Annotated in this window: 27 protein-coding genes; 15 read left to right on the top strand and 12 right to left on the bottom strand. The window is 42.6% G+C overall.

The genetic code is table 11. The annotated features are described in order from the left end of the window. The first annotated feature begins 118 nt into the window (after positions 1-118). A complete protein-coding gene (locus tag D9A03_RS16350) occupies positions 119-772 on the top strand; it encodes a DUF2306 domain-containing protein (protein ID WP_120498279.1) in 654 nt (217 codons plus the stop codon). Positions 773-896: 124 nt separating this feature from the next. Continuing rightward, positions 897-1,397 (top strand): protein-export chaperone SecB, encoded by a 501-nt coding sequence (gene secB / locus D9A03_RS16345; RefSeq protein WP_120498278.1) that lies wholly within the window; start codon positions 897-899, stop codon positions 1,395-1,397. Between the two features lie 112 nt (positions 1,398-1,509). Here the strand turns inward: secB and dnaQ are convergent, their stop codons facing one another. The 5 genes from dnaQ to D9A03_RS16320 are packed head-to-tail and all read right to left on the bottom strand — an operon-like array spanning position 1,510 to position 5,243. Further along, complete coding sequence (gene dnaQ / locus D9A03_RS16340; protein ID WP_120498277.1) at positions 1,510-2,208, bottom strand: DNA polymerase III subunit epsilon; 699 nt, start codon at positions 2,206-2,208, stop codon at positions 1,510-1,512. A gap of 21 nt (positions 2,209-2,229) precedes the next feature. After that, the gene (gene coaE, locus D9A03_RS16335) at positions 2,230-2,886 is read right to left on the bottom strand and encodes a dephospho-CoA kinase (protein ID WP_120498276.1); all 657 of its coding nucleotides are present in this window, start codon (positions 2,884-2,886) and stop codon (positions 2,230-2,232) included. A 49-nt stretch (positions 2,887-2,935) separates the two neighbouring features. Continuing rightward, complete coding sequence (locus D9A03_RS16330) at positions 2,936-3,796, bottom strand: shikimate dehydrogenase (protein WP_120498275.1); 861 nt, start codon at positions 3,794-3,796, stop codon at positions 2,936-2,938. Then, on the bottom strand, positions 3,797-4,429 hold the full coding sequence (locus D9A03_RS16325; RefSeq protein WP_120498274.1) for a Maf family protein: 633 nt from the start codon (positions 4,427-4,429) through the stop codon (positions 3,797-3,799). Next, positions 4,422-5,243: a pyruvate, water dikinase regulatory protein gene (locus D9A03_RS16320; protein ID WP_120498273.1), complete on the bottom strand. Its 822-nt coding sequence runs from the start codon at positions 5,241-5,243 to the stop codon at positions 4,422-4,424. The genes D9A03_RS16325 and D9A03_RS16320 overlap by 8 nt, the downstream gene beginning before the upstream one ends. 684 nt (positions 5,244-5,927) lie before the next feature. On the opposite strand from D9A03_RS16320, the gene hemE reads away from it, so the two are divergent. The 3 genes from hemE (at position 5,928) to rho (ending at position 8,924) form a co-directional block, all read left to right on the top strand. After that, positions 5,928-6,959: a uroporphyrinogen decarboxylase gene (gene hemE / locus D9A03_RS16315; protein ID WP_120498272.1), complete on the top strand. Its 1,032-nt coding sequence runs from the start codon at positions 5,928-5,930 to the stop codon at positions 6,957-6,959. A gap of 22 nt (positions 6,960-6,981) precedes the next feature. Continuing rightward, complete coding sequence (gene hemJ / locus D9A03_RS16310; RefSeq protein WP_120498271.1) at positions 6,982-7,425, top strand: protoporphyrinogen oxidase HemJ; 444 nt, start codon at positions 6,982-6,984, stop codon at positions 7,423-7,425. Between the two features lie 242 nt (positions 7,426-7,667). Beyond that, positions 7,668-8,924 (top strand): transcription termination factor Rho, encoded by a 1,257-nt coding sequence (gene rho, locus D9A03_RS16305; RefSeq protein WP_046505658.1) that lies wholly within the window; start codon positions 7,668-7,670, stop codon positions 8,922-8,924. An 84-nt stretch (positions 8,925-9,008) separates the two neighbouring features. On the opposite strand, the gene D9A03_RS16300 is transcribed toward rho, so the two are convergent. Beyond that, entirely contained in the window at positions 9,009-9,992 is a 984-nt protein-coding gene (locus tag D9A03_RS16300) for a quinone oxidoreductase (protein WP_120498270.1), read from the bottom strand. Positions 9,993-10,019: 27 nt separating this feature from the next. Continuing rightward, positions 10,020-10,514, bottom strand: coding sequence for a methylated-DNA--[protein]-cysteine S-methyltransferase (locus D9A03_RS16295; protein ID WP_120498269.1), 495 nt, complete (start codon positions 10,512-10,514; stop codon positions 10,020-10,022). A 153-nt stretch (positions 10,515-10,667) separates the two neighbouring features. Here D9A03_RS16295 and D9A03_RS16290 point away from each other — a divergent pair, with 153 nt between their 5' ends. The 8 genes from D9A03_RS16290 to D9A03_RS16255 all read left to right on the top strand — a co-directional run bounded on the left by D9A03_RS16290 (position 10,668) and on the right by D9A03_RS16255 (position 18,072). Further along, entirely contained in the window at positions 10,668-11,414 is a 747-nt protein-coding gene (locus D9A03_RS16290) for a phosphatase PAP2 family protein (RefSeq protein WP_162938209.1), read from the top strand. A 119-nt stretch (positions 11,415-11,533) separates the two neighbouring features. After that, the gene (locus D9A03_RS16285) at positions 11,534-11,785 is read left to right on the top strand and encodes a DUF6489 family protein (protein ID WP_120498267.1); all 252 of its coding nucleotides are present in this window, start codon (positions 11,534-11,536) and stop codon (positions 11,783-11,785) included. A gap of 182 nt (positions 11,786-11,967) precedes the next feature. Continuing rightward, positions 11,968-13,323 (top strand): tRNA uridine-5-carboxymethylaminomethyl(34) synthesis GTPase MnmE, encoded by a 1,356-nt coding sequence (gene mnmE / locus D9A03_RS16280; protein WP_120498266.1) that lies wholly within the window; start codon positions 11,968-11,970, stop codon positions 13,321-13,323. A gap of 155 nt (positions 13,324-13,478) precedes the next feature. Beyond that, a complete protein-coding gene (locus D9A03_RS16275; protein ID WP_120498265.1) occupies positions 13,479-13,679 on the top strand; it encodes a YqaE/Pmp3 family membrane protein in 201 nt (66 codons plus the stop codon). A 57-nt stretch (positions 13,680-13,736) separates the two neighbouring features. Then, positions 13,737-15,605 (top strand): tRNA uridine-5-carboxymethylaminomethyl(34) synthesis enzyme MnmG, encoded by a 1,869-nt coding sequence (gene mnmG, locus D9A03_RS16270; RefSeq protein ID WP_120498264.1) that lies wholly within the window; start codon positions 13,737-13,739, stop codon positions 15,603-15,605. Next, on the top strand, positions 15,595-16,227 hold the full coding sequence (gene rsmG / locus D9A03_RS16265) for a 16S rRNA (guanine(527)-N(7))-methyltransferase RsmG (RefSeq protein WP_120498263.1): 633 nt from the start codon (positions 15,595-15,597) through the stop codon (positions 16,225-16,227). Before mnmG ends, rsmG begins: the two co-directional genes overlap by 11 nt. Before the next feature lie 16 nt (positions 16,228-16,243). Continuing rightward, complete coding sequence (locus tag D9A03_RS16260; RefSeq protein WP_254055072.1) at positions 16,244-17,080, top strand: ParA family protein; 837 nt, start codon at positions 16,244-16,246, stop codon at positions 17,078-17,080. Positions 17,081-17,139: 59 nt separating this feature from the next. After that, a complete protein-coding gene (locus D9A03_RS16255) occupies positions 17,140-18,072 on the top strand; it encodes a ParB/RepB/Spo0J family partition protein (RefSeq protein WP_120498262.1) in 933 nt (310 codons plus the stop codon). 16 nt (positions 18,073-18,088) lie between these two features. Here the strand turns inward: D9A03_RS16255 and holA are convergent, their stop codons facing one another. From holA to D9A03_RS16230, 5 genes are all read right to left on the bottom strand, one after another. Next, positions 18,089-19,123 carry a DNA polymerase III subunit delta gene (holA, locus tag D9A03_RS16250; protein WP_120498261.1) on the bottom strand — a complete coding sequence of 345 codons (1,035 nt, stop codon included), beginning with the start codon at positions 19,121-19,123 and terminating at the stop codon, positions 18,089-18,091. Positions 19,124-19,150: 27 nt separating this feature from the next. Further along, complete coding sequence (gene lptE, locus D9A03_RS16245) at positions 19,151-19,645, bottom strand: LPS assembly lipoprotein LptE (RefSeq protein ID WP_162199385.1); 495 nt, start codon at positions 19,643-19,645, stop codon at positions 19,151-19,153. A gap of 49 nt (positions 19,646-19,694) precedes the next feature. Beyond that, the gene (gene leuS, locus D9A03_RS16240) at positions 19,695-22,256 is read right to left on the bottom strand and encodes a leucine--tRNA ligase (RefSeq protein WP_120498259.1); all 2,562 of its coding nucleotides are present in this window, start codon (positions 22,254-22,256) and stop codon (positions 19,695-19,697) included. Positions 22,257-22,399: 143 nt separating this feature from the next. After that, a complete protein-coding gene (locus D9A03_RS16235) occupies positions 22,400-22,936 on the bottom strand; it encodes a DUF3576 domain-containing protein (protein ID WP_120498258.1) in 537 nt (178 codons plus the stop codon). A gap of 121 nt (positions 22,937-23,057) precedes the next feature. Beyond that, the gene (locus tag D9A03_RS16230; protein ID WP_162938208.1) at positions 23,058-24,125 is read right to left on the bottom strand and encodes a porin; all 1,068 of its coding nucleotides are present in this window, start codon (positions 24,123-24,125) and stop codon (positions 23,058-23,060) included. Positions 24,126-24,540: 415 nt separating this feature from the next. Between D9A03_RS16230 and D9A03_RS16225 the strand changes: the two genes are divergently transcribed. Both D9A03_RS16225 and D9A03_RS16220 read left to right on the top strand, forming a co-directional pair. Further along, the gene (locus D9A03_RS16225; RefSeq protein WP_120498256.1) at positions 24,541-25,356 is read left to right on the top strand and encodes a sulfotransferase domain-containing protein; all 816 of its coding nucleotides are present in this window, start codon (positions 24,541-24,543) and stop codon (positions 25,354-25,356) included. Positions 25,357-25,368: 12 nt separating this feature from the next. Continuing rightward, positions 25,369-26,037, top strand: coding sequence for a YggS family pyridoxal phosphate-dependent enzyme (locus tag D9A03_RS16220; RefSeq protein WP_120498255.1), 669 nt, complete (start codon positions 25,369-25,371; stop codon positions 26,035-26,037). Positions 26,038-26,053: the final 16 nt, after the last annotated feature.

Here is a 26,053-nt window from a genome sequence, read left to right as displayed (position 1 = left end):
ATGGCATAATATCCAGTTTTATTCAAAGGTATTGGCAACAAGAAAAACGAGTGGCTCTTTCTTTTGGATTGCCAAAAATTGAAGCCATTAGAATGATCAATAGAGATTGGGTAAAATAATGACGTTGCAATCCTTCGCCCAAAAAGGTTTCTGGCTATTTATCATGCTATCAGCAACTGCCATATCACTTTTATCCTTACGGTTTTTGCTACCAAACCCACCCCACGTGGCACCGGAAATTTTACAGAACTATATCAACCATAAAGCAGCTTTCCTTGCGCATGTAACCAGTAGTTTAATCGCGCTGCTTGTTGGCCCCTGGCAGTTTGTCACTGGAATCAGAACTCGATTTCCCAAACTACATCGTTGGTCAGGACGCATTTATATCATTTCTGTCCTCATTGGCGGTATCGGGGGATTTTTCATCGCATGGTCTTCAGAATATGGTCCGATTGCAATTGCGGGTTTTGCACTGCTCTCTGTCGTTTGGCTTTATGTAACTTGCAAAGGCTATCTCTATGCAACAAATCGGCAGTTTCAGGCTCACAGCAGATGGATGTTAAGATCTTTTGCTCTAACGGCAGCAGCAATAACGCTTAGATTGGGCTTACCTGTTGCCCCGGCTCTCGGATATGATTTTGATACAGGTTATATTGCTCTTTCCTGGGCAAGTTGGCTCGTCAATCTGGGAATTGCTGAAATCTATCTCAAGCTAAACTCTTCTGACTATGGGGATAAAACGAAATCTCCACTTGCTCCCCTATCCACATAACATCGCACTTTATTGCCAGATCAGAGCGCAGTTGAATATGAATTTTTAACATCTGGCCTAATCGTTGGTTGTTCAACCCTTCAAAGCATGCTAGCCAATCAGGCAAACATTTAGGGAGCTTTTTATGGCTGAAGAAACAACCGCCCAGCAACAGCCGCTGGTTATCAAAATGCAGTTCATCAAGGATTTATCATTCGAAAATCCACATTCGCCGATGATCTATCCAATGATGTCAGAAAAGGCACCACAGCTGGATATCAATGTTGATGTCACACCGACTCAACTTTCCGACACAGCATATGAAGTTGTTTTGAACATACGTGGTTCTGCAACAATCGACGACAAGACCGCCTTCATGATCGAGCTTGATTACGGCGGGGTTGTTACCCTTGCCGAAGGTCTTGAAGCACAGATCGTTGAGCTATTGTTAATGGTTGAATCGCCACGTTATCTCTTCCCGTTTGCACGCAACATCGTTGCAGACATTACCAGAGACGGTGGTTTCCCACCATTAATCATGAACCCGATTGATTTCCATCAGATGTTCATGCAGCGCAAAAGCGAAGCTGCCGCTGCCGAAGCAAATTCTGAAATGGCAAAAGACGAAAAAACAGCAGACGCTTAAAGTCTTCTGACTGACCCGTCCTGAAATATGTTGATGTTTTTAAAAAGGGTGGCTTTTGCTACCCTTTTTTATTTTTCCAAAACTTCATGAGATTTTCTGTTTGCCAGATTATTCATTTTTTCCAGATTGGATCACTTAAAAGTTCTAGCATCGCACTATGTGCAGCCAATTCTTCCTCTGGAACAGCATGAGGCCTTGCTTCACATACTTTTTTACCGGTCTTGGTTCGACTTAAATCTCGACTTTGAGCACTGCTGCTTGCAGATGAAGCTGCTTTTTTTGCACCGAGATCAAACCCGTGTTGTCGACCGCCCCGAAGTTCCAGATACACCTCTGCAAGAAGCTCACAATCCAATAGGGCGCCGTGGTAGGTACGTGACGAGTTATCAATTTCAAATCGACGACACAAAGCATCCAGATTAACAGGTGATCCTGGGAAAAGCTCTCTGGCGATCACCACTGTATCAATTGGTTTATTCTTCAGGTTCGGTCGACCCGCCCATTTAAGTTCCGAGTTGAGGAACTTCATATCAAACGGTGCGTTGTGGATCACCAGAGGATCTTCGCCAATAAATTCCAGAAACTCATCAACCACATCAACAAAAACAGGTTTATCAGCCAGAAACTCTTCACTAATGCCGTGAACTTTAAAAGCACCTTCTGGCATATCACGCTCTGGATTTATATAGAGCTGTAATGACTTACCCGTCGGCAAATTTTGATAAACTTCCAGACACCCGATTTCAACAATACGGTGCCCTTCTTCAGGTTTAAAACCGGTTGTTTCTGTATCCAGAATAATTTCACGCATGTTGACTATCTAAATCCCAGATTACTGTTTGCATACCAGTGACAGATGAGGAGAAAACCTTCTATCTTTTGTACCACTTGCTCTTTTATCATTTGACCCCAGCTTTTCAACAATCTGTTGTACCTGTTGAAAAGAATATCTTCGTCCCTGATTTGATCTGATAACAAAGTCAGCCCGCGCCCTTTTTTCCATATCAGACATCTGTTTTTTCAGTATTCCCTGATATTTTTTCGCTGTCATTCCCTTGCGTAATAACACCCGCTGATCCTGTATATATTTAGGGCAGGAAACAACAAGAACACTGTCGCAAAACCTGTCTCCGCCTGTTTCAAACAAAAGCGGGATATCCAAAACAACCAACTCTCTTCTTTGTCGGGCATAGCGGTCGATAAAACGGTGCATCCTTTGTCTAACGAGGGGATGTAAAATTGCCTCGAGCCGTTTTAATTTTTCCGGTTGTCCAAAAACAGCATCCCCCAGCTTTTTGCGGTCAATCCCGTTGTTTGTCTCTATCCCGGGAAAAAACCTCGAAATTTCCTTAACTGCGGCCCCATTTTTAGCCATCAGTTGATGAACAACAGCATCAGCATCATGCACAGGGACTTTCAACCGCTGAAACATCTTGGCAGCAGTCGATTTTCCCATTCCGATTGAACCCGTAAGTCCAAGAACATGCATTTAAAACAACCCGTTCCTGATACACTAAAACCTGTAGAAAAATCTGGAATTAACTTTCCAGAACAAATTTGCGTAAACCCTCTGTTACCTTTGGCTTTTCACCAAACCATGCTTCAAATCCGGGTCTTGCCTGATGCAATAGCATACCCAGACCATCCACAATTTTGTTCCCTCTTTCCTTGGCCAAAGCAAGAAGAGGTGTAATCAAAGGCGCATAGACAATATCCGTCACCACACAGGATTTTGGCAGCTTATCCAGTGATAGTTCCAAGGGTGGCTGACCTGCCATACCAAGGCTTGTCGTGTTTACCAGTAAATCACAGCCGTTAAGCACATCATTACGATCATCCCAATCAGCAACTGTAATCATACCATCAGCACTCGATGATAAATCAGCGGCAAGAACTTCTGCGCGCTCTCTTGTACGGTTCACAAGAATAATGTTTTGAACACCTGCATCTTGCAAAGCGACAATCACACCACGAGATGCACCACCAGCACCCAGAACAACAGTTTTTGCCCCAGAGAAATCAAGGGAAAAATCAAGATTTTCAGCGCCTTGTTTCAAGTTCTCGATAAACCCGAAGGCATCGGTATTAGAACCATAAGAGCGCCCGTTTTTAAAAACGATCGTATTCACAGCTCCAATTCGTTTCGCAAGCGGATCAACTTCATCGCAAAACGTCAAGGCAGCTTCTTTGTGCGGAACAGTAACATTTACACCACCAAAGCCTGAATACATAAGCCCGCGCAAAGCCTCTTCAAAATTTTCAGGTTCAATGGCAAGCGGCAAATAGGCACCGTCTATCCCCAGATTTTCAAGCCAGTAACCATGCAATCGTGGGGATTTTGAATGGGATACAGGCCAACCAATTACCCCGGCCAAACGGGCTTTCCCAGAAAGAATCATCTAAGCCAGAATCCTGTTTTGTCTTAAAAATGTGAGAAGAGGGAGAAGCGGGAGCCCCAGGATTGTGAAGTAATCCCCCTGAATCCTGTGGAAAAGCTGTGCGCCGATACCTTCCAGTTGATAAGCCCCAACAGAAAAAAGCGCATCATCCCCCAATCTATTCAAATAAGCAGCGATAAAATCATCATCCAAAGGACGCATGGTCAAAGAAGCCGTTTCATTATGATGCCAGAGCCTCTCGCCATTTTTTACAACGCAGACCGAGCACTCCAACTGATGGGTTTTCCCCGACAAGGCCTTCAAGTGAGCTGCGGCATGATCCAGATCGGTTGGTTTATCAAACCAGACCCCGTTACAGTTCAACATCTGGTCTGCGCCAATGACAAAAGAACTGGGATTTGTCATGGAAATTTTACGCGCTTTAAGCTCCGCAAGAGTTTCCGCAACTTGTATAGCTGTTGCCCCTTCGGATTTTAAAGACTGTTTAACCTCATCCTCATCAATCGCGGCAGGCAGTAAATCTGTAAGCAGAACCCCGGCATTTCTTAAAAGAAGTCCACGCGCTTTACTTGCTGATGCCAGAATAACAGGCGTTTGTTCCAGATTTCCTTGTTCTAGGAGGTTACTATTCATCAGCAATGCCCATATGACGATGATAGTGTTTTATAATTGTTGCAGCAGTTTCTTCTATAGAACGGCGGGTTACATCAATAATTGGCCAGCGATGCTCGTTACAAAACTTCCGCGCCATTTTCACCTCTTCCTTGATAGATTCCAGGTGAACATAGTCTGTTTCTTCTTCATTCGAGATCATTTTCAACCGACTGCGACGGATCTGCATCAGGCTTGCCGGGTCTTTTGTTAGGCCAACAACCAAAGGATTGCCTAAACTTTCCAACTCTTTCGGCAAGGGACATCCCGGAACAATAGGAACATTTGCTGCTTTATATCCCCGGTTAGCGAGGTAGATACAGGTGGGCGTTTTTGATGTTCTGGAAACACCCAGCAATACAATCTCGGCGTCATTCAGATTTTGGGGCAGTTGTCCGTCATCATGATTCAGCGCAAAATTCATTGCTTCAATTCGATTGAAATATTCTGAATCCAGTGTGTGTTGCAGACCGGGTTTACCCGACATTTCCAGATTGAAATAGCTGGCAAGCGCATGGATAACTGGATCAAGAACCGGAATAGAGGGTAATCCAAGACGCCGACATTCACGAATTAAAATCTCTCTAAGCTCTTGATTAACAACTGTAAAAAGAACTGGTCCAGGTTTTTGTCGAATTTGATGCAGAACCTTTTCCATTTGAACCTTGGTTCGGATCAAGCTCCAGACATGTTCAATAGGTTCTTCTACTTTAAACTGAACCATACAGGCGCGGGCGACAGAATTGATCGTTTCGCCTGTAGAATCTGAAACAAGGTGTAAATGGGTTTGCGACATATTTATTTCCGAACTCTTGGCCCAGCCTCTCGGCTTCCCGGCACATTATTGTGCTTCATACATACACATTAAGTCCAAAGCACGAAACCTGTCTGAGCGGGAAAGCAATCTATTTTCATATTTTCTTCAAGGAATAGTTAATTTTTAATCGGCAAAATTCACCTTTTTTAAAGCACCAGAACAAACACCAAGCCAAAGAAAAACAACAATTTATTCTTCGGACAATACGACTATTCTCGTCGCACTCTCAAATGTGAACAAAATTGGGGGTAGTGCGTAAAACTTTGTGGATAACTATAGCTATTTGTCCACATGCTCTTTTTCTACACACCCTGTCCTCAAGTCATTCCCTCACCTTATGCGACAATTCGCTGCAATACTCACATCTGTGCAAAACTTGTAAAAGGACTCCGAAATGTAAAAAAGTTATCCCCATAATTAAGGTAATTAAGGAAAAAATAGGACTCCGAGATTCGTTAACGAGTCCCCATTTTCAATCCACGATGAAATTCACAGAACAATCAGGAATCACGAAAATTTTAAATTGAAGACTTGAAGCTTGAGGACAAGTTATGAATAACTGACTAATCCTCGTGATTCACAGGGATCTACAACAACAACAAATAATTACTATTACATAGTATATTAATAGAGATAACTCTTAACGCGAGGTTCAAAGAGATCGTGAAAACCGAAAACAAACTCATGATACGCGCCCTCAAAGGCGAAAAAACAGAGCGCACACCAATCTGGCTAATGAGACAAGCAGGGCGTTTTTTACCTGAATACAGAAAAACAAGAGCATCTGCGAACGGCTTTCTCGACCTTTGTTACACACCGGATCTTGCAGTAGAAGTTACCCTTCAACCCATTCGCAGATTTGGTTTTGATGCATCAATTATGTTTAGCGATATTTTGGTTATACCTCATGCGCTTGGTCAAAAAGTATGGTTTGAAGAGGGCGTAGGTCCTAAACTCGAAGGACTTAATTCCATAGAAGATCTATCAAACCTCAATATGGATAATCTTCATGAACATTTAGCACCCATGTATGAAACACTAGGTCGTCTGAAAGAAGAACTACCAAAAGAAACGACCTTGATCGGTTTTGCAGGAGCTCCCTGGACAGTTGCCAGTTATATGATTGAAGGTGGATCTTCCAAAGATTATGCCAAAGCTAAAACCTGGGCCTATTCAAAACCTGAAGAGTTTGATCAAATTATTAATCTGGTGGTTGAAGCAACAACCAAATACCTGATCAAACAAATTGAAAGCGGTGCAGAAACAGTACAGATCTTTGATTCCTGGGCAGGCGTATGGCCGGAATTTGCTTTACGTCGTTGGTGCTTGGAACCCTGTAAACAGATTATAGCCGGAATCAAATCAGTTTGTCCAAACGTCCCGGTTATTCTCTTTCCAAGGGGAGTAGGGGACAGCTATCCAGTTTTTGCTAAAGAAAGCGGAGCTGATGCCTTGGGTCTGGATACAACTTTGTCAACGTCCTGGGCCAGAGATAACATTCAATCTCACGTCACTGTCCAAGGTAATTTGGATCCGCTCGTGCTGGTAGCTGGTGGTGACATATTGGAAAAATCCATTGAAACCATTATGAACGATCTCAGTGGTGGCCCCTTTATTTTCAATCTGGGTCATGGCATTGTGCCGCAAACACCAATTGAGAATGTTGAAAAAATGCTAAAGCTCGTCAGGGGCTGAATTAAACGGGAATTTCTGACAAATGGGTGGATTTTTGGGTGAGGGCTATCTCTGGATAAAAGCTCTGCATATTATTTCTGTTATTTCATGGATGGCAGGTTTACTCTATCTTCCGCGCATTTTTGTTTATCATACTCAGGTTCCTGTTGGTTCCGAACGGTCAGAAATTTTTAAAGTTATGGAGCGAAAACTCTTTCGCTTCATAATGAACCCAGCAATGATGGCCAGCTGGCTTTTTGGTATTCTTTTGGTTTTAAATATTGAAGCTTATAGTGATGGCTGGTTTCACGGCAAATTTACCTTTTTGATTGCTTTGACAGTTTTCCATGAAATCGCTGGAAAATGGATGAAAGCCTTTCAGGCTGATGAAAATATACGAAGCGAACGATTTTATCGCTATGCCAATGAAATTCCGACAGTTTTGATGATTCTTATCGTGATTTTTGCAGTCGTGAAGCCATTTTAAGTCTAAAATTTAAATTAAAAGAGAATTCTTTTACTTGACTTCCTTTTTGAGGTACTATAATTCACCCCGCTAGCAAACGTGGGCCAACTTCAACAGCCCGTTACTCCGATTTACATTGCAACAGGATATCAGATCTTTGAGGATCGTCATAAATAAAGACGAAGCCTTTTATAAATCTTAACTTGTATGTTGCATCCTTATCATCTCGTTCATTTTTTAACTGAACCAAACTTTTCCATCATATGAACTTACAAGATCTCAAAGTAAAAAGTCCCGCAGAGCTTCTTAAGCTTGCAGAGGAACTTGAAGTAGAGAACGCCAGCACTCTGCGGAAGCAGGACATGATGTTCGCCATCCTTAAACAAATGGCTGAGAACGATGTGCCTATTTTTGGCTCGGGCGTTTTGGAAATTTTACAAGATGGATTTGGTTTTCTCCGGGCGCCGGAATCAAACTATCTGCCAGGGCCTGATGATATCTATGTCAGTCCAAGCCAGGTAAGGCGCTTTGGTTTAAGAACAGGTGATACTGTCGAAGGACAAATTCGTGCACCAAAAGATGGCGAACGATATTTTGCTCTGTTAAAAGTTAATCAGATTAATTTTGATCAACCGGAATCTTCGCGACACAGGATCAATTTTGATAACCTGACACCGCTTTATCCGGATGAAAAACTCAAGCTTGAGCTTGATGATCCAACAAAAAAAGACATGACGACCCGCGTGATCGATTTGGTGACGCCACTGGGTAAAGGTCAACGTGCATTGATCGTAGCGCCGCCAAGAACAGGTAAAACTGTCTTGATGCAGAATATTGCGCAGTCGATCGTGGCAAATCATCCCGAAGTTTTCCTGATTGTTCTTCTTATTGATGAACGCCCGGAAGAAGTCACAGACATGGCGCGTTCAGTGAAAGGTGAAGTGGTTAGTTCTACCTTTGATGAACCTGCCCATCGCCACGTTCAGGTAACTGAAATGGTTCTGGAAAAAGCAAAACGTTTGGTTGAGCACAAAAAGGATGTTGTCATCCTTCTTGATTCTATCACCCGTCTCGCCCGTGCTTACAACACTGTTGTTCCGAGTTCAGGTAAAGTTTTGACCGGTGGTGTCGATGCGAACGCCCTACAGCGTCCTAAACGTTTCTTTGGTGCAGCACGTAACATTGAAGAAGGCGGCAGCCTGACGATCATTTCTACGGCTCTTATCGATACTGGTAGCCGTATGGACGAAGTGATCTTTGAAGAATTTAAAGGTACTGGTAACTCTGAAATTGTTCTGGACCGTAAACTGTCTGATAAACGCACCTATCCTGCGATTGATATCAGTAAATCCGGTACCCGTAAGGAAGAGTTGCTCGTAGACAAGGCAACACTCAGTAAAATGTGGGTTCTTCGCCGTATTCTTACACCAATGGGCGTAACAGATTCTGTTGAATTCTTGGTTGATAAACTGAAATCATCCAAAAATAATGACGAATTCTTTGATTCAATGAACCAATAATTGGTTTCGTGAACAAAAAAGGGCTGCCAGTTTTCTATGGTAGCCCTTTTTTATTTTATTTTAATTTCGGATTGATAATCAGCTTTAATGTGCAGGAACCAAAATAGTTGATCCTGTGGTTTTCCTTGCTTCCAGGTCTTCATGTGCTTTGCGAGCATCGTATAGTGCATAGCTTTGGTTGACATCAATCTGTATTGCGCCAGAAGAAATTGCCTGGAACAAAGCGTTTGCTGAAGCTGTCATTTCTTCATGAGTTCCACAATAGTGTGCCAAACTCGGACGGGTAAGGTAAATTCCACCTTTTGCATTGAGAATGAGGGGTTCTATAGCTGGGACCGGGCCTGATGCATTTCCAAAAGTTACCATGGTGCCACGAACTTTCAGGCAATCCAAGGATCCCTCGAAGGTGTCTTTGCCTACTGAATCGTAAACAACATTTACACCCTTACCATCTGTAATGTCCTTTACCCGATCGACAAAATTTTCAGTTTTATAATTGATGGTATGATGACAGCCTTTTGCTTTGGCTATTTCTGCCTTTTCTTCTGAACCAACTGTACCAATAACTGTTGCTCCCAATGCGTTGAGCCATTGAATAGCAAGGGATCCAACGCCACCAGCTGCGGCATGGAAAAGAACATAATCACCTGATTGGACGCAATAGGTGCGTCTGATCAAATATTCAGCAGTCATCCCCTGTAGCATTACAGATGCTGCTTCTTCATCAGATATTCTTTCAGGAATAAGAATAACTTTATTTGCAGGGATTATCCTATGTTCTGCATAAGATCCTATCGGGCCTGTTCCATAAGCAACTCTGTCTCCAATATGTAAATCGGTAACACCAGGACCAATATCCTCAATGATACCAGCCGCTTCCAAACCTATTCCAGAGGGAAGTGATGGTTGTGGGTACAGACCAGTTCTGTGGTAAACATCAATGAAGTTCAGCCCTATAGCTGTTTGTTTAAGTCTTATTTCGCCTTTGCCTGGTTTACCAATCTCAATGTTTTCGTAATGTAGGACTTCTGGCCCTCCATACTCATAAAATTTAACGCCTTTGTTCATGGTTCACCTGTGTTTGTTATTATTGGATTAAAGACCGGGGAGACTTGGTTGGTTTTCTTCAAAATGTTTATAACCTTCGAGAAACAAGAGCTCTTTTTTAGACTTTCCGCCTTCACCACCGGAAAAACCACCGAGTGCCTGATTTCCTGCAATGACACGATGGCAAGGGATAATGATAGGAATAGGGTTTGCACCACAGGCTCCGCCTACTGCTCTGGCGACTGATTCAACCTCATGGGCAATATCCCCATAGGTTTTAACTTTTCCATAGGGAATTCGATACAAGGCTTGCCATACATTTTTTTGAAAGTCTGTTCCTTGTGGTGCCAAAGGAATGTCATCAAAATCATTCCGTTTTCCGGCAAAGTATTCTTCCAGTTGTTTTTTGCATTTTAAAAGCAGGGGAGTAGGAGTTTGTTCATATAGATCTTTGTTATTAATCCATTGCAATCGAATAACTTTACCATCTTCCTCTGCAACATCCAGATAGCCTTGTGGCGAAGAAAAGGTTAAGTGATACATTGCAGTTCCCGGTTGTCAGATGCTTGTAATAGGATTAGGAGAAAACGCGTAAATTGCATTATAACGTTTTTTATTGTTTCGCGATATTATAACAGCATATTTAGTGATATTTGGTAAGGAATACCAACCGCTAAAATATTTAAGGGTTCAATAGTGAATAACTCTGATCAAAATTTGCCAGCATGGAATTTCAAGAAACTGTTTCTGGGAAACCTTATTGTTGGCTTGGTTGTTTATTTTTCAATAGACCAGGGTTTTAAAACGCCTTGGGATGAGCAGATATTTTTCTATTTGAATGGTTCTTTGCAGGAAGGTCGTACTCTTTGGAATAACTATTGGGCTTTCACTAATAGCAAAATTTTTGACAGTTTAAGTGGTCTGTTTCTGGTTGCTCTTTGCCTTTGGTATATATTGTTCAACAGAGCAGCCTGTTTTCAAGAACGCCTTTCAAGGGTCTTTCTGTTAGTGGTTGCTGTTATTCTAACCATGATAATAATTTCATGTGGTTTTGAGCTTTATTATCATCAAAGTCCGTCGCAGGTTTTGATCCCTTTTGTGAATATAAATGATCTTGTTTCCTGGATAGAGGTTAAAACAGGGACACGAAAATCATTCCCTAGTGACCATGCCGCCATTTCTTTTATTTCTGTTATTTTCATGTGGCGATATTTTGGAACTTCTTATGGAATTCTTGTAAGTTTTTTTGCGGTTATAAATGCAAGCCCCAGGTTGGTCGGGGGAGGGCACTGGTTTGGTGATGTTGCAATTGGCGGTGTTTTCTTGGCCTTTATGGTTACGATCTGGCTGATTTATACTCCTATGCTCAATGTAATGCGCAAGGCAGTGCACTGGATTTTTGCCAAAGAACCCTTGGTTAGTTTTAGTAAAAGCTGGAATTGAATTGTTTCGTTAAGGTAATGTTTCACGGGAAACAAAACCTTATATAAAAACTTGTAATTCTTTTCCTGTAAGTAAGGTATGGTATTTGAAAGAGTATTACCTAACTGCAGGAAATCGCGATGAAAATCACTTTTGACATAGATTGTACCCCAGAAGAAGCACGGCAGTTTCTTGGGCTTCCAGACGTTTCTGAACTTCAAAAAGATGCAATTGAAGAAGTTAGGAAAAAAATGATGGAAACTATTCAATCAAGTGATCCCGAAGCTTTAATGAAAACCTGGATGCCAGCTTCTATGCAAGGATTTGATCAGATGCAGAAGATGTTTTGGTCTCAATTTTCACAAGATGATTCAACAAAAACAAATAAGTAACTCTCTTAATTTTTCCTTTTAGATATTAGTACTGGTTTCATTCTGTGATTTGATAGAATTTCTGCAGTTCTGCTATGTCATAAAGGTTTTTGACCTGATGTTTGTCTGAGGCTAATGTGCGAATTCCGCTTATATGTGAATTCCAGTGAATTGAGCATGAAACTCTTATTGGTTTAGACAAAATGGCTTCCGACACTATTTTTGCCTTATCAACTGCGCCAGGACAGGCCGGTGTTGCCGTGATCAGAATATCAGGCAGCAATGCCAAAGCTGTTTTGGAAAAGATGTCATCCTCTTTTCCAGAGCCACGTGTTGCAGCGTTGATAAAGTTGTTTGATCCAGAAGATAAAGCTGAACTTGATCGTTGTTTGGCCCTTTGGTTTCCTGGTCCAGCTAGTTTTACAGGCGAAGATGTTGTGGAATTACATCTTCACGGTGGTCGTGCAGTTGTTGATGGTACCATTGAAGCTTTGGCAAAATTGCCTAATTTTCGTCCGGCGGAAGCTGGTGAATTTACCCGACGTGCTTTTGACAATGATAAACTCGATTTAACAGAAGTAGAGGGTTTATCTGATCTCATTGCTGCTGAAACCGAAGCGCAAAGGAAGCAGGCCATTCGTCAAATGGATGGAGAACTTTCCAATCTTGTCGAAGGTTGGAGAGATCGTCTGGTTCGTATGTTAGCCTATATGGAAGCTGAAATTGATTTTCCTGATGAAGAGCTGGAAGAGGGGATTTCTGATCAGGTTAAACACAATATAGAGCAATTAAAGAAAGATATTAAACATCATCTGGATGATAGTCATCGTGGCGAACGATTACGGAATGGAATAAAAATAGCAATTGTGGGTCCACCAAATGCGGGAAAATCGTCACTTCTAAATGCTTTGGCACGACGTGAAGTTGCTATTGTTTCTGATGTTGCCGGGACAACGAGAGATATTATTGAAGTACATCTAGACCTATCTGGTTATCCCGTTATTGTCTCTGATACAGCGGGCCTGAGAGAAATAGAAGAAAACACAACAGACGGAATTGAACTAGAAGGAATAAGACGAGCTAAATTACATGCTGAGTCCGCCGATTTATGTCTGGCTGTTTTTGATATTGAAGATAGAGATAATCTGGATCAAGAAACTCTAAAGCTGTTGGATAGCGATAACAGTTTTATAGCAATCAATAAATGTGACAAAACTGAAGAAAATCTCTCAGACACTATTTTTGTTCCTGGGTTTGATGTAACTAGCATATCCACCAAATCCGGTGAGGGTATTGGTATCCTTTTAGAAAAGCTGAATACCTGGGTTGTTGCTAATATGGGACTCTCAGGTAGTTCGTCCGGTATTACGAGACAACGCCATAGATCGGCATTGCAAGAGTGTTTGGACTCTCTTGATCGTTCTCTTCTGACAGATCTTCCAGAACTTTGTGCAGAAGATTTACGTCTTGCTACACGTTATCTTGGTAGAATTACAGGAAAAGTAGATGTTGAAGAGCTATTAGATGTTATTTTCCGTGATTTTTGCATTGGAAAATAGGCTGATTTAGCTTACATAAGTGAAGTGTTTTGTGAATTATGTTTCACGTGAAACAGGCCATATAGTTATGAATATGGCTGAAAAATAAGTTGAGAATAAAATCGCTTATTATTAACTCATCAAAAGTGTGAAGAGATTTCTTAAGGGAAAAGAGAATGCGTTTACTATTGGCTATAATCATCCCATGGCTCCAGTTCTTCACAATAGGAAGACCTATTGCCGGAATTTTTTGCTTTATTTTACAAATCTCCACTATTTTCACCTTAATTGGATGGCCTGTGGCTGCGATTTGGTCTGTTTATGCTTTGAGCCAATATAAGACGGATCAAAAAATTAAAGATGCTCTGGGCAAATAGTCTTTAACTTAGTTCTGAGTATTTTTTGTATTCAAAAATATAGCAAAGCGATCAGCTATGAAAAACTATGATGTTATTGTTGTTGGGGGCGGACACGCTGGAACAGAAGCTGCTGCTGCTGCTGCCAGGATGGGGGCTGCGACGCTTCTTGTCACCCATAAAAAATCGACTATTGGGGTTATGTCTTGTAATCCTGCCATAGGCGGTCTTGGCAAAGGGCATCTGGTAAGAGAAATTGATGCGCTTGACGGTTTGATGGGCAAAGCCATTGATCGTGGCGGAATTCAGTTTCGCGTTTTAAATAGAAGTAAGGGTCCTGCTGTCCGTGGACCAAGAGCACAAGCTGATCGCAAATTATATAAAGAAGCCATTCAAGATCTCTTGGATGATCAGGAAAATCTGACAATTCTTGAAACGCCTGTTGAAGATCTTATTCTGGACAAGAATGATGTTTGTTGTGGGGTGATCACAGCGTCTGGGGAAAAAATCTTTTCTTCCTGTGTTGTTTTAACAACAGGAACTTTTTTAAACGGTCTAATACATCTTGGGAAAAAACAAATTCCTGCCGGGCGAGTAGGGGATGAACCTGCTATCGGGTTATCCAGGACACTTTCCCGTTTTGGGTTTGAATTAGGACGCTTGAAAACGGGCACACCGGCCCGGTTGGATACCCGGACAATTGATTATAGTAATCTGGTTGTTCAGCCAGGGGATACACCACCTGAACCTTTTTCCTATATGACAAAGGAAATTACACAGGAACAGGTAGCCTGTCATATCACCTATACCAATACTGATACCCACGATATTATTGCTAAAAATATAGACCAATCTCCGATGTATTCCGGACAGATTGAAAGCAAGGGTCCACGTTATTGTCCCTCTATTGAAGATAAAGTTGTTCGATTTAAGGAAAAAGATCGCCATCAGATCTTTTTGGAGCCAGAAGGGCTGGATGATGTAAATGTCTATCCAAATGGCATATCAACTTCTCTTCCCGAAGATGTTCAAGAGGACTTCCTGAAAACAATCCCTGGACTTGAGAAGGCAAAGATCCTTCAACATGGTTATGCTATTGAGTATGACTATGTTGATCCACGTGAGCTGCGGCCAACTTTGGAAACTCGAAAAGTCCAAGGTCTATATTTTGCTGGCCAAATAAACGGAACGACCGGATATGAAGAAGCCGGGGCTCAAGGCCTTATTGCTGGCGTAAATGCTGCTTTGAAATCGCAAGGATCTGAGCGAGATTTTGTGTTAGATCGTGCTGATGCTTACATGGGTGTCATGATTGACGATCTGGTGAGTTTGGGTGTTACTGAACCTTATAGAATGTTCACCAGCCGGGCAGAGTATCGTTTAAAACTTCGGGCAGATAATGCAGATCAACGCCTGACACCAATTGGGCTTGATATAGGGTGTATTAGAGAAGACAGAGCTTCTGTCTTTAAAAATAAGATGTCAAAGCTTTCAAAAGCAAGAGCTTTTGCAAAAGAACACTCTGCAACACCAAATGAGCTGATTTCCTATGACATCAATGTAAACAAAGATGGACAAAGAAGATCCATTTTTGATTTACTTCGTTACCCTGATGTTACTATAGAAGTTCTAACTAAAGTATGGCCAGAGCTTTCACAATTTGATCAGGTCATTGTAGAACAGCTTGAAATTGATGCTAGCTATGCTGGCTATATAGAGCGACAAGATGCAGATATCAGAGCCTTTAGAAAAGATGAAGCCCTAAAGCTACCTGAAAATTTTGATTATGCATCTGTCCCAAGTCTGTCTAATGAGATAGTTCAAAAACTCAATCAATCAAAGCCGGAAACCTTGGGCGCTGCATCACGTATTTCTGGTGTTACACCAGCAGCTTTGGTTGCACTCTTAAGATATGTAAGAAAATTAGATAAAAATTATGTTGCCTGATACTACCGGAATTGATGGTTTTAAAAAGCATATTCCTGTTTCACGTGAAACAGAGGATAAATTGAAATGTTATGCAGATCTTCTTGTTAAATGGAATAAGGCAATAAATCTGGTGAGCAAAAATACCTTACCAGATTTATGGACCCGCCACTTTTTAGATTCAGCTCAGCTTATTAAATATCTTCCTGAGACTGATCATAAAAAAACAATTGTCGATTTTGGCAGTGGTGCAGGTTTTCCAGCTCTTATTCTTGCCATTCTGGAGGCAGGGAATGTGCATGCGATGGAATCAGATCTTAAGAAATCAATGTTCTTACGTGAAGTTTCACGTGAAACAGATGCTGGTTTAACTGTTCATAATAACCGTATTGAAAAGATCGAACCTTTCGCCGTTGATGTTTTTACAGCACGCGCTTTTGCACCACTTACCAAGATTATAAACTTTTCCCAACCCTTCTTGGAGGTCTCAAAGGCTGAAAAAGATCCAGAATTTTTGCTTTTAAAAGGGCGAAATGTAGATGAGGAATTGACCGAAGCAGAGAAAAAGTGGACTATGAAAGTGTCGAGGTACAATTCTTTGTCTGATGATGATGCAGCAATATTGAACCTCAAACTTCTATAACTTGGGGGGATTGATCATGTCAGTACAAGATATGGATTCAATTTCAAGTAAAAAGAAACGCGAAGCAAAAGTCTGGTCCATTGCAAATCAGAAGGGTGGAGTTGGTAAAACGACAACAACGGTAAACTTGGCCACTGCTCTTGCAGCTTGCAAAAAGAAGGTTTTGATTATCGATCTGGACCCTCAAGGCAATGCCAGTACAGGATTGGGTGTAGAGCCTGATGCCCGTCAGCAAAGTATTTATCAGGTTATGATCGAGGGATTACCTATTACGCGTGCCGTCAGATCAACAGATGTTCCCCGGATGCATGTTATTTCTTCTGGTGTGGAACTTTCAGGTGCTGAGCTTGAGCTCGTAGGTCTAGCAGAGCGCGAATTCAAACTTGTGAATGCTATTGGGCCACTTCTGGATCAATTTGATTACATTTTGATTGATTGCCCGCCAGCACTTGGTCTGTTGACCTTGAATGCGCTGGTTGCTTCTGATGCTGTTCTTGTACCTCTTCAGACAGAGTTCTATGCCCTTGAAGGACTATCTCATCTCCTGCGTACTATTGACCGCGTGAAGAGGGGGCTTAATCGTCGTCTTCAAATTCAGGGTGTTGTCCTTACCATGTATGACAGAAGGAATAACCTCTGTGAAATGGTTGCTGCTGATGTGCGGGCTTTCTTGGGAGAGAAGGTTTTTAATACAGTTATTCCTCGAAATGTCAGAGTGTCAGAGGCGCCTTCACATGGCAAACCGGTCCTGTTGTACGATGTAGCCTGTGCTGGATCTCAGGCCTATATCAAGCTGGCTGGGGAAATTCTTAGAAATGAACAAGTTCGTATTACAGCACCAGCTGTCGCGTAGGATTAATCGGTCATACGCCGGATAGAGTAGATAACAGGATTAGTTGAGAGGGTCGATTGGTGGCTGAAGCTCAGGATAAACGGAAAAATTTAGGCCGCGGTCTTGCTGCTCTTTTTGGGGACGAGACGGAAGACTATGCTTCGTTGGATAAAGTACGTTCAACAAAGCAGGTTCCGATAGAGCATATTCACCCCAACACAAAACAGCCTCGTCGTCATTTTGAAGAAGAGGCACTTGCGACTCTTGCCGATTCAATTGAACAATCAGGATTATTACAGCCTATTTTAGTACGAAGGCACCCTGAACTGTCTTCTGAATACGAGATTGTTGCGGGGGAACGCCGTTGGCGGGCTTCTCAACGGGCACAGTTACATGAAATTCCGGTTGTTATTCGCGAACTGAATGATGCGGAAGTTCTTCAGGTTGCCATTATTGAAAATGTGCAGCGTCAGGATCTGACACCGATCGAAGAAGCGACGAGTTATCGACGCCTGATGGATGAATTTGGCCATAAACAGGATGATGTTGCTAAAATCATTGGGAAAAGCCGTAGCCACATTGCAAACATGCTGCGTTTGCTATCCTTGCCGGATGAGGTACAGGAGCTTGTTGAAAAGGGTGATTTGAGCGCAGGTCATGCCCGCGCACTTGTTGGGGCTGAAGATGCGGTTGATTTGGCTCAGGAAATAGCTTCAAAAGGCCTTTCTGTTCGCGAGACAGAACGCCTGGCTAAAGCGATGAAGAATGAGTTGAAAGAACCTGAAAATGATCAGGCTCATTTAAAAAAGCCTATCACTAGCTCAAAGATTAAGCCGAGTTCAGGGCCACAAAAGGACGCAGATACCCTTGCCTTGGAGCGTGATCTTTCAAATATGTTAGGCCTAAAGGTGAGTATTGATTTCCACGGGCAAGGTGGGGCGCTTAAAATTTCATACGATACACTGGAACAGCTTGATAATGTTCTGCATCGGTTAACCCAGTCTTCTGAGTAAACGGCTTTTAAAGAGCTTAAGCGCGGCGGCGCGTAGGGGCGTTTGCTGTAATTTCCAGAAGTGTTCTGGCGCAGAGGGTTTCAGCCGGAGCGCCCGTTTTTTTGCAATTTGCTTCAGTCTCTAAAAGCATGCCGAGTGATTTGGACAGAGCGTTTGGCGACCATTTTCTTGCCTGGGCTTTAAAGGGGTCAGCAACTTTCCAGAACAAGGGTGGGCGAAGTGTAGATACAGCTTTGTCCATGGGGACACCTTGTGCAACAAGACCGGCGGTTAAATGCAATCTTTGAAAATGTCTGGTGACGGCTCTCAGGATGGTGATTGCATTCTGATTTTCCTGTTGTGCCCGTAACAGATTTTTTTCAAGTTTTTGAATATTTCCTGTTCCGACGGCAATTGCTAAATCATCCAGTGTTAATGTGGCGGTATCACCGATACAAGCCTGCGCATCTTCAAGAGAAATGGGAGAGGAATTTTTTCCTTTGTATAGGCATAATTTCTGTAATTCTCGGCGCGTTAATCGTCTATCTGTACCAAGATTTGCCACGAGGAAGCCGAGAGCGTCGTTTGAAAGAGAAAACCCTTCATTTTCAATGGTTTGACGAATTAGACCTGGGAGGTTTTTTTCGTCATCTTTGTAACAGGCAATCGCTGCGGCAAGATTTTCGGTTTCAAAAACTTTTCTGAGTTTGGATCTTCCTGGTAAATCTCCGCCTTCTAGAATGATGAGGGCATCGCCAACCGGATCAGAAAAGTAATCGGAAAAAACTTGGGCTAAGGCATCACTGGCTGAGCGTATTCGTATCACACGTCTGCCACCCATCATGGATATGGCCGCTGCTTCATCACTGATCAATGAAGGTTCTTTTTTAAGAGCATCATTGTCCAGGTTGACCACACGAAAGGGATCTTGTGCATCATCAACAACTGAATGAAGTAGGTTTTGGCTTCGCTCTAAAACCAGCCCCTCATCGGGACCATAAACCAGTATAGCTTTTATGCTGCTGTCAGGAGACTTTGAAAAACTATCAGCTTTGGCAGCAGGTATTTTCACGTATCTAAAGCCTTATAGGGTTATTTCTTACTGTAATTTATTGAAGTAGGCACCAAGCTGTAAAGCCATATCATCTGCGACCTGACGTAATACACGATTACGGGCGGTATCTTCAGCAACAAGGTTTGCATAGGGATCGTCAAGCTTGTCAAAGCTGTTGGTAGATCTTGCGATGGAAGAAAAAACAGCATTATTGCTTGATAGGCTTATTAGCGAATATTTCACCATTATAGTCAAATTTGTCCTGGAGGTCGTATTATCAAGACGGACAGCAAGATCCTTTTCCGTTTCGGTAATCGTGGCTTTTAAAACATAAAGCGGTTTTCTGGGTTGCCCCAGAGGATTCATTCTGTCGCGCAACAGGTTGTGAAGGATTTGTCCCGGACGATCGGGAAGGGGACTAATTCTAATCGTTTGCAAAGCCTGATGTGAAGAGTACCCGGTTTCTGCACTCTTCTTGTAAACAGGTTGAAATCCGCAGGCAGTGAGGCTGATAAGGCCGAGAATTAGCACAACTGGCATACATAATTTTTTGAGAATAATGGGCATCATCAGGGCCTTAAAAGCAGATTTATACAACAATATTTACGATACGGTTTTTGACGATAATAACTTTCCGAATATCTTTGTCATCAATTGCTCTTTGAACCCCGGCTTCGGACAGCGCAGCTTCTTTAATTTGATCTTCGGTCGCTTCAAGAGGCAATGAAATTGTCGCGCGCAGCTTACCGTTAACCTGAACGGGAAGTTTTACAGTGTCGTCTACGATCAGGCTGTCATCGGCAACAGGCCAGGATACATTAACAATAAGATCGCTATGGCCAAGTTGATTCCAAAGCTCTTCGGAAATATGTGGCATCATTGGCGAAACAAGACGAACGAGAATTTCAAATGCTTCGCGTAAAGCCCAGAAATCATTATCTTCCGTTGCTTTGAATTGACCAATAGCATTCGTCAACTCGTATATTTTAGCGACAGCAGCATTAAAGCGGAAGCTTTCAATATTCTCGCTTATGGATGCAATTGACTTGTGAACCGTTCTTCTTAGTTCCAGTGCTTGATCATTGAATTTATCTGGCTGTGCCGTATTGACAGCAGGAAGGCTATCCAACTGTGTTGTGATCAGACGCCACATACGTTGGGTAAATCGCCAGGACCCGTCAATTCCGGATTCTGTCCATTCCATATCACGATCGGGTGGGCTGTCAGAAAGCATAAAAAATCTTGCTGTATCAGAACCATAGCTGCCAATAATATCGGCAGGATCGATGGTATTTTTCTTTGATTTACTCATCTTGATCGATGGACCGACGTTTACTGGGCCACCATCTAAAGTGACAAAGTTACCACTATCATTTTTCTCGATCTCTTCGGGGGAAAGCCATTCGCCTTTGTCGTTTTGATAGGTTTCATGGCAAATCATGCCCTGAGTGAAGAGGCCCTTGAAGGGCTCTTTCGCAGTCAGATAACCACACTTCTCAAGCCCGCGGGTGAAGAACCTTGAATAGAGCAGGTGAAGGACAGCGTGCTCAATACCGCCGATATACTGATCAACGGGAAGCCAGTAATCTACATCCTTGCGATCAAAGGCATTGTCATCTCTCGGGCTACAAAACCTCGCAAAATACCAGGAAGATTCCATAAAGGTATCAAAGGTGTCTGTTTCTCTGACGGCTGCTTTTCCACAACAAGGACACGCGGTATGTTTCCACGTCGGATGGTGCGCAATGGGGTTACCTGGTTTGTCGAAGGCAACATCTTCAGGCAACTCAACGGGCAGGTTTTCTTCCTTCTCAGGAACAGCGCCACAATCATCACAATAGATAATGGGAATTGGACAGCCCCAATAGCGTTGACGGGATACACCCCAGTCTCTCAGGCGGAATTGGGTTGTTCCTTTGCCGTGGCCAAGGTCTTCCAAATGACTGATAACCTTTTTCTTCGCAGCAGCAATGTCCAAACTATCAAGGAACTGAGAATTAAATAGCGTTCCTTCGCCTGTATAGGCTTCGTTTTCGACATTGAAAGTGTTGGGATCTTCGTCTTTTGGCAGGACGACAGGTGTGACGTTCAGATCGTATTTTCGGGCAAAGTCCAGATCACGCTGATCGTGAGCGGGACAGCCAAAGACAGCGCCTGTTCCATAGTCCATGAGGACGAAGTTTGCGACATAAACGGGAAGCTCAATAGAAGAATCCAGTGGGTGGGTCACTCTTAAACCTGTATCAAAGCCTTTTTTCTCTGCCTTTTCTATGGCTTCTTCAGATGTACCCATCTGGTTGCACTCGGCAACAAAGGCTTTGAGCTCAGCATTATCAGTAGAAAGCTGGTCAGTGAGGGGATGGTTTGCTGAAATCGCACAAAATGATGCACCGAACAAGGTATCCGGGCGTGTAGTATAAACCTCAATCTCTTGATCGGAGTCTTTTATTTTGAAAAAGACTCTGGCCCCTTCGGATTTACCGATCCAGTTGTGTTGCATCGTACGGACTTTATCAGGCCAACGATCAAGTGTTTCCAGGCCTTCTAAGAGTTCGTCAGCAAAGTCAGTGATTTTAAAGAACCATTGGCTTAACTTGCGCTTTTCAACTTCGGCACCGGATCGCCAGCCTTTACCGTCAATTACCTGCTCATTGGCGAGCACTGTATGATCTACGGGGTCCCAGTTCACCCATGACTCTTTACGCTCAACCAGACCCGCTTTCAGGAAGTCCAGGAACATCTTTTGTTCATGTTTATAGTATTGGGGATGGCAGGTGGCTATTTCGCGATCCCAATCAATGGAAAGACCCATGGATTTAAGTTGTTCGCGCATAGCGGCAATGTTTTCGTAGGTCCATTTACCTGGATGGACTCCGCGAGCCATGGCAGCGTTTTCTGCTGGCAGACCAAAGGCATCCCACCCCATGGGGTGAAGAACATTAAAACCTTTGGCTTTTTTGTAGCGTGAGATTACATCGCCAATTGTATAGTTCCGAACGTGCCCCATATGAATCCTGCCCGAAGGATAGGGGAACATTTCCAGGACATAATACTTGGGTTTGTTTGTATCTGTTTTGACAGAAAAACAATTGTTCTCAACCCAGGCTTTTTGCCATTTGGTTTCGGTTTCCTTGACGTTGTAACGGCTCATAATGTTCAGACTTACTTATATATAATATGGGCTTGTGAAAAGCTGGTGACTAACAAGGGTAAAAGGCCACAGATGAATGTCGTTCAATTTCTGCGGCCTTGATTACGGATTGTTCCAATTTCCACGAACGAGGAAAATCGGATCTATTCACTTGATGCAATGCGTAACTGGCGTGCACGGGTAAGAATTGCATCTTCCAACTCTGTCCCGGTTTTAGGATCGACTTTTGAGTCAATCCAACTACCTGTAACGTCACGTTGTTGTTTGAAAACAGAAGCCCGTACGCCATCAGCGCGAAGATCACGGCCAAGAATGAATACGTTAACTTTAAAGCGCTCTGGCTTGGCTTCGTCTGGGCTGTACCAATCTGTAATAATCACACCGCCGAAGGGATCAGCAGAGGTTAGCGGCATGAAAGCTATGGTATCCAGTGAAGCGCGCCAAAGGAAAGAATTTACCCCAATTCCTGCACCGCCATCCTGTGGTTTATTTTTGTCGTCACCACCAAGAAGGTTTATACCACCATCTTTTCCACCGAGCAGCGAACCACCTGTTTGTTTGTAATATTTATCACTTTGGTTTTCGATTTTTTTATCTCTGCCTTGTAAACCACAGGCTGTGAGTAAAAGAAAAGAAAGCAGAATAATCAGGTATCGGGAAGCAAAGCTCTTGAGCGACATGAACGTTTCTTTCGAAGCTTATTAAAATTGGCTCTATAGCTACCATAAAAAAAAGCACAAAAAAATACTGCCAGTGCTAATTTTAGCACTGGCAGTACATTTTGTTTATTGAAAGCTTAAATTAGAAGCTTACAAGAACACCAGTCTGAACTGATGTGAAATCTTCAGAACCACCTTCATAATCACCAGTGATCGCAGAACCGTATACGGAAAGACCCGGAGCAACTTCGTACTGTACACCAGCGGAGATAGCTGAGTTCTCTACGTCAGTACCACCAGAGTTTGCTTCTTGCTCAGACCAAACACCAGCAACAGCAACCTGCCATGGACCAGTTGTGTAGTTGATACCAGCATCAACAGTTAGCTGGTTGTCAAATACATCGTCACCGTCTTCGTAAGAAACACCTGTACCGATTGTGAAGCCAGCGAAGCCAACTTTACCACCGATTCCAGCACCCCAAACAGTGTTGTCACTGCTGTCAACGCCAGCACCTTTACCATTAGTATCAGCCCAAACAGCTGAAGCACCAACTTCAAGAGAAACATCATTGAAAGAACCGGAATAATTTAGACCAGCTTCAACGGTTTGTTCTCTTTGAAGATCAGTTTTACGTCTTGCAACAGATGAACCCTCGGTAGCATCTGGTGCATACGTTAGACCAGCTTTGAAACCGTTAAAAGAAGGTGTGTAGTATGTGATTTTTGTTGAATCGCCAGAGTCTGCTACATCAGCAGCAGTATCAGCATCACCAGATTTGACAGCTGAACCAGTTGGGTTATCGATCATACCGTACATTAGGCCAACGTCAGCACCGGAAACGAACAGACCGTTTGCACCATCCTGGTCGCCAAGTTCAACGCGACCAAAGTCACCTTCGAGCCAGATGTAGTTTTCATCTGTGTTGTTATCGCCGCCCTGATCAGCTTCTAGCTCAATAACAAGACCGTATTTCAGGCCGTTGTCAGCTGTGTTGGAAGCAGTCAGTTTGATTTCAGAGTTTGTGTTGAAATCGTGACCGTTGTTTGAACCAGCATTATCTGTGTTGTTTGTGTCATTATCAGCATCTGTAGAAGAAGCGTGGAACTGAGTGAATACTGACAGGTTGATTTTTCCGTCTTCAGCAAATGCTGGAGCGGAAACTGCAGTAGCTGCAACCATTGCAGAGCTAGCAAGCAGGAATTTTTTCATTTTCGATCTCCAAAAGATAAACTTATGAAGAGGATACTCCCCCTCAAAATTAGTGTGCTCAGATAACACCCTTTTTTTCAGGAACTCAAGCCCTGTTGGCAGATGTGCATTGTTTTTAAGTATCACTGTGGCATTGATGCAACAATTATCCATTTAACCCCAATATTTGTTAAAGAAAATAGGCATTTCATTAATGAATAAGATGCTTTGGGGGGGAGGTAGAATGGTTTAAGGTCAGTTTTCTCAACATCGTCTAGTTTGGATTCCATTATCTCTCATAAAATCAGAACTCCATCATTTATTGCTATATATATAAGGAAACTGCTAGATGTACCTTGTTTGGTTGATTATGTCTGAAGCATCACATTTATGATGTCATGATATTTAGCTATGTCTTATGGAGTAATATTTTACTATGCCTGGAATTTTGTGGCTCGCGTCTTATCCAAAATCTGGAAATACGTGGATGCGTACTTTTTTAGCGAATTTAATTTCTGATTCTAAAGAGCCATTACCAGTTAATAAAATTAGCGAAATATGTTCAGGCGAAGCTAATTCCCTTTGGTATAAAAATGCTTTCAACAAACCATTGGAACAAGCTAGCGAAAGTGATCTTGCTAATATCCGCGCAGATGTTCAACGCGAAATATCCAGACGCAGTAAAAATATCTTAATTCTCAAAACCCATAACTTTCTCGGCGAATATCTTGGCAAGCCCCTTGTTGCTATGGATGCAACAGGTGCTGCTATATATATAGTCAGAGATCCAAGAGATGTCGTGATTTCCGCTGCAGACCATTTTGGTGTTTCGATAGATGAGTCTATTGAAATTATGGCGAAAGAAACGTCGAAATCTGATAAAGTTCTATATGAAGTTTATAATAGCTGGTCTAACCATGTGAAATCCTGGACGCAGATTCCACATAAAACCCTTCTGGTTCATCGATATGAAGATATGCTGGAAAAACCAACCGAAATTTTTGGGGCTATCTCCAAGAAGTTGGGTATCACCAGAGATGATGATAGAATCCAGCGTGCGATCAAACATTCTTCCTTTAAAACCCTTCAGGAGCTCGAGCAAAAACAGGGCTTCACTGAAAAATCTAAAAATAGCGAACGCTTTTTCCGATCAGGTAAATCAGAACAATGGAAAACCGTTCTGACCAATAAGCAGATTAAGCAGATTGAAAAAGATCATGGCCAACAGATGAAACGTTTTGGCTATCTTTAGGGGGGATTGAAGATGTCTCTTATTGCTGAAAACTTGCTCTCCATAAAAGAGAAAATCGATACAGCTGTTAAAACATCCTTTATGAATCAGGGCGATGTTAATTTGATTGCTGTTAGTAAAACAAAACCTTTGGAGGCTGTAGAGGAAGCTTATGCGGCAGGCCAGAAGGTTTTTGGTGAAAACAAGGTCCAGGAAGCCCTATCCAAGTTTCGTGACTTAAAAGATCAGCACAGTGATATTGAAGTACATCTTATCGGTCCCTTGCAAACCAATAAGGCCAAGGAAGCTGTTTCCCTGTTTGATGTTATTGAATCTGTAGACAGGCCAAAGCTTGTAAGTGCGCTTATCAAGGAAATGAAAAAACAGGATCGCTGGCCGGACTGTTTTATTCAGGTGAATACTGGTGAGGAAGAGCAAAAAGCAGGCGTCTTGCCAAAAGATCTGGACAGCTTGATTTCCTTTTCAAAAGAACAGGGGCTACCTGTTATCGGATTGATGTGTATTCCCCCGGTTGATGAAGAAGCTGCAACCCATTTTTCTTTTCTATATGAATTGGCACAGAAACATAATCTTCAGCGCATTTCTATGGGAATGAGTGCCGATTTTGAAAAAGCTGTGCGGTTCGGGGCCACAGATGTCCGTGTTGGATCCAGTATTTTTGGGGAACGCAATAAAATCTGAGCTCACCCTGAGACTA

Source organism: Kiloniella sp. EL199, assembly GCF_900313065.1.
Lineage (GTDB): Bacteria > Pseudomonadota > Alphaproteobacteria > Kiloniellales > Kiloniellaceae > Kiloniella.
This window is presented reverse-complemented; position numbering and strand designations above follow the sequence as displayed.